We start from the raw sequence: 3,709 nt of genomic DNA on the forward strand, positions 1-3,709 counted from the left end.
GATCTCTCACACGAGGAGATCTCCAAAGGATAGAAACTATCCTTCAACACCATTTGACAAACTTCCAGAAAATCGTCCGGTAGACCTTTAGTCATTAGAATTATCCTGTTCTGTTTCGAGTGTGAGCACATCATTATCCGCCTGGACCGAGAATCTTAGCGTTGTTAAGTCAACGGTTAACGTTGCTGTGTGAGTCTGCGCCTGGTTACGGCGAATCAATGTAAAGTGGGCGTTGTCGGTCTTTTCAATCGTGAGTGAGCCATCAAGGTCAAAGGCCGGTTCCTGATTACGGAATCGGAGCAGCTTGAGTAGGTCGCGAACAACGGGTCGCTTTACTTCTTGCGCGACTTCACTTTCGGTGTAGTAGTGGCGATTGATGTTGCGCCCTTCTTTAGTCGCCTCAAGCAACTCAAGATCGTTTTTCCCGCTAAGAGGCCGACATAATAAATTTGTGGAATCCCAGGGGCAAATATCTGTAGCGCTCGAGCTAGTAGATATGCGCGGTTGTCCTCGCCCAGAGCTGAGTAGTAGGTCGTATTGATTTGATAGATATCGAGGTTGTTGTACGTTGCGCTAGAGTAGACCTTCTTGACATTACTTCCATGTTCGTAGAGCTGCTTGGTTGTGAAATCAATCTGCTGATCATTAAGGACGTCTTTAACATCAACGATTCCGATGCCGTCATGCGTATCTAGCGTGGTGAACTGATGCATTGGACTCGCTGCCAGCCAATTCAGAAGGTTCATGGCATCACCTTTGAAAAGCGTGTAGAGAATCAGCATGGGCAGAGCGAAGTCATAAGTATAATAGCCGTGTTCGCTGACCTTACGCGGTAACGTGTAGTGCTCATGAATCTCGGGAAGAACCGTCAGCTGGTGTTTTTCTGCTTCTGAAGAGATGCTCTCCAGCAATTGCCAGATGTCCGGCTCCACGAAGAAGTCATTTGTATCAAGCTTCTTGACAGCGTAGGCAAAGGCGTCGAGGCGCACAATGTTGATGTGATGTTTGGCAAAATCGCCATCGCAGTCCTGAACATTGCCTTAGCCTGCGGGGCGTTCACATCAAGGTCGATTTGCTCTTCACTGAAGGTATTCCAGACCTTCGATTGGTTGCCATCGGCAAAAGTGATTTCTTGGTATGGCGCCTTGTCCTTGCGCTTGTATATCAGGTCAACATCGGCTTGTGTTGGTCGATTGGCTGGCCAGAACTTATCCCAGTTTAGGAACATACCGGCATAATCAGACTGGTCATGATGCTGCAGGTAGTCTTGGAACTCAGCGGATTGACATGAGAGATGGTTAATCATCAGGTCTGCCATCAGGTAGTTCTTCTCGGCGAGGGCATCGACGTCGTGCCAGCTACCGAGGCGAGGGTCTACTGTGGTGTAGTTCATCGGCGAGAAGCCGCGATCTCCTGACGAAGGGAAGAACGGCAGAAGATGAACGCCGCCGACCGCCCCTGCAAAGTAGGCATCAAGAATGTGATTAAGCTGATGTAGATTTTCGCCCATGCTGTCACCATAGGTAATCAACATCACTTCATTTGGTACTGTCATAGAGCAACTCCTCGTAATCGATTTAGCGCTTGCAAGCATCTTCATTATAGGAAGTGCTTACAAAAATGGCAATTGGTTACACATTGTTACATATTTTTCTTTGAAAGTCCCTAATATTAGCGATGAAACAGATGAAGTGTGCTAATGTTGATACATTATAGAAGGGACGTGAACAGAGATGTCTGTAACCATTCGTGACGTCGCGCGAGAAGCGGGCGTATCCGTGGCCACCGTGTCGCGTGTCATCAACAGTAAGGGCTATCTAAGTCCGGCGGCGATTACTAAGGTGCAGCTTGCGATGGAGAAGTTGAATTATCAGCCCAATGCCGCTGCTCGTCGCCTGCAAGGGAAAAGTTCTGCTACCATCGGCGTGATTCTGCCTTCGATCGACAATCCGCTGTATTCAGAACTCTTTGAGCATATCGAAGACGAACTGAGCGGCCGGCACTACCAGACGTTGCTTTGTACGAGTAAGAACAACTCCGAAAAGGAAGAGGAGTATTTCAAGCTGCTGAAGAGTAACCAGGTCGATGGCATCATTACCGGCTCACATTCTGACTTTCTGATAGAGCACGGTAATGCGAGTTACCCGATTGTGTCTTTTGATCGGCAGATTTCTAAGGAGATTCCAACGGTCAAAAGCGACAATCTTGCTGGCGGCCGGGCAATTGCCGGTAAAGTGGTCGAGCGTGGCGTCAAGAACGTATTGATTCTGTCGGGTAGCAAGGAGGACTTCTACCCAATCAATGATCGTGTAACCGGCATGATGGCGGTGTTTAACCAGGCAGGTGTCGATGTAACTACGTCTTCACTGGAGTTTGAGAGCTCAATCGCGTTAAAGAAGCTACTGGTTGGGCAGCTTATTGTGAGCCGTGATTACGATGCAATATGCTGTACCGATGATGTTACGGCAATCTTGGTAAAGACCTGTGCTGATACGATGAACTACCATCGCTTATCAGCGGGTACGATGGATCCACTTTTATTCGGACATTCTTTCCGGAATTGCCAACGGTTCAACAGCCAATCAAAGAGATGGCTGAGCTGATGGTTGAGCTACTAATCGAGCGGATTAAGTCGCCTAAGACGCGACTCAACTCGGACTACACGTTCCCGGTAAAAACGAATCGGGTCCACAAAAAGGCGTAACAGCAGGTCTCGCTCTTTATAAGTGGATGTAAGCTGATTCCTGAGACAACTTTTAAGAGAGGGTATAATGAATAAATCGTCTCTCAAAAGGAAGGAATTTTTACATGCCAACTCGTTACGACAAAGAATTCAAACAAAACATTATCAACCTATATAAGCAAGGCGAATCAGCTGCCCAACTGGCCAGAGAATATGGCATTGGCTATTCAACAGTTCATAAGTGGATCCAGGGCCAGGCCAAAACTCAATCCGGTAAATCGCCAGACGAAATCAAAGCGATGGAAAAGCGACTGGTTTCGCTGTCTGAGGAGAACGAAATCCTAAAAAAGCCATGGGCTTCCTTGCGCAGAAGTAACCAATATCTTTGATTACATTCACCAAGAAAGCCATCACCACCAGGTAACCAAGATGTGCCGAATCCTCGGTGTTTCCAGAGCTCAGTATTATCGTTATCGATCCCCCAAACCTTCAAAACGCCGGGCCGAAGATGCGGACTTGAAACAACGGATTCTGCGGATCTTTGCGGAATTTAAGCAGCGATACGGTGTTATGAAGATCCACCATGAATTGAATCTGGAACTTCAACCACTGCAGCTTCGGTGCAGTCCACGACGGATCTCCCGGCTCATGAAGGAACTGGATATCCACTCCGTTACCGTCAATAAGTGGAAAGCGGCTTCGGCTTCCAAAACCAAGGTTGAACAGCGTCCCAACTTGCTTAAGCAGGATTTCTCGACCACTGGTTTAAATCAAAAATGGACCGCTGATATGACCTATATTCAAACGAAGCGTAATGGCTGGTGTTACTTATCAACCATCATGGGCCTGCACTCACGACGGATTATCGGCTATTCGTTCTCAAAAAGATGGATACTGATTTAGTCTTAAAGACCCTTGAAAGCGTGGTTAAAAATCGAACCATTACTGGGGACCTGATTATCCATACGGATTTAGGATCACAGTATACCAGCGATAATTACAATCAACGTTTAACTGAACTACATA

At 47.2% G+C, this 3,709-nt stretch carries 4 protein-coding genes and 1 pseudogene; 4 read left to right on the forward strand and 1 reads right to left on the reverse strand.

Going from position 1 to position 3,709, the window contains the following annotated elements:
- Window positions 1–87: 87 nt before the first annotated feature.
- Window positions 88–1,555 (reverse strand): annotated as a pseudogene (gene gtfA, locus JCM17471_RS12870) (sucrose phosphorylase).
- A 178-nt stretch (window positions 1,556–1,733) separates the two neighbouring features.
- Between gtfA and JCM17471_RS12875 the strand changes: the two are divergent.
- The 4 genes from JCM17471_RS12875 to JCM17471_RS16165 all read left to right on the forward strand — a co-directional run bounded on the left by JCM17471_RS12875 (window position 1,734) and on the right by JCM17471_RS16165 (window position 3,586).
- A complete protein-coding gene (locus tag JCM17471_RS12875) occupies window positions 1,734–2,603 on the forward strand; it encodes a LacI family DNA-binding transcriptional regulator (RefSeq protein ID WP_082395346.1) in 870 nt (289 codons plus the stop codon).
- On the forward strand, window positions 2,561–2,704 hold the full coding sequence (locus JCM17471_RS16695; protein ID WP_369385988.1) for a hypothetical protein: 144 nt from the start codon (window positions 2,561–2,563) through the stop codon (window positions 2,702–2,704). Before JCM17471_RS12875 ends, JCM17471_RS16695 begins: the two co-directional genes overlap by 43 nt.
- Before the next feature lie 104 nt (window positions 2,705–2,808).
- Window positions 2,809–3,072 (forward strand): transposase, encoded by a 264-nt coding sequence (locus tag JCM17471_RS16160; RefSeq protein ID WP_054778149.1) that lies wholly within the window; start codon window positions 2,809–2,811, stop codon window positions 3,070–3,072.
- Window positions 3,073–3,112: 40 nt separating this feature from the next.
- The gene (locus JCM17471_RS16165; protein ID WP_263849516.1) at window positions 3,113–3,586 is read left to right on the forward strand and encodes an IS3 family transposase; all 474 of its coding nucleotides are present in this window, start codon (window positions 3,113–3,115) and stop codon (window positions 3,584–3,586) included.
- Window positions 3,587–3,709: the final 123 nt, after the last annotated feature.

Source organism: Lacticaseibacillus saniviri JCM 17471 = DSM 24301 (assembly GCF_001311785.1).
Classification (GTDB): Bacteria; Bacillota; Bacilli; order Lactobacillales; family Lactobacillaceae; genus Lacticaseibacillus; species Lacticaseibacillus saniviri.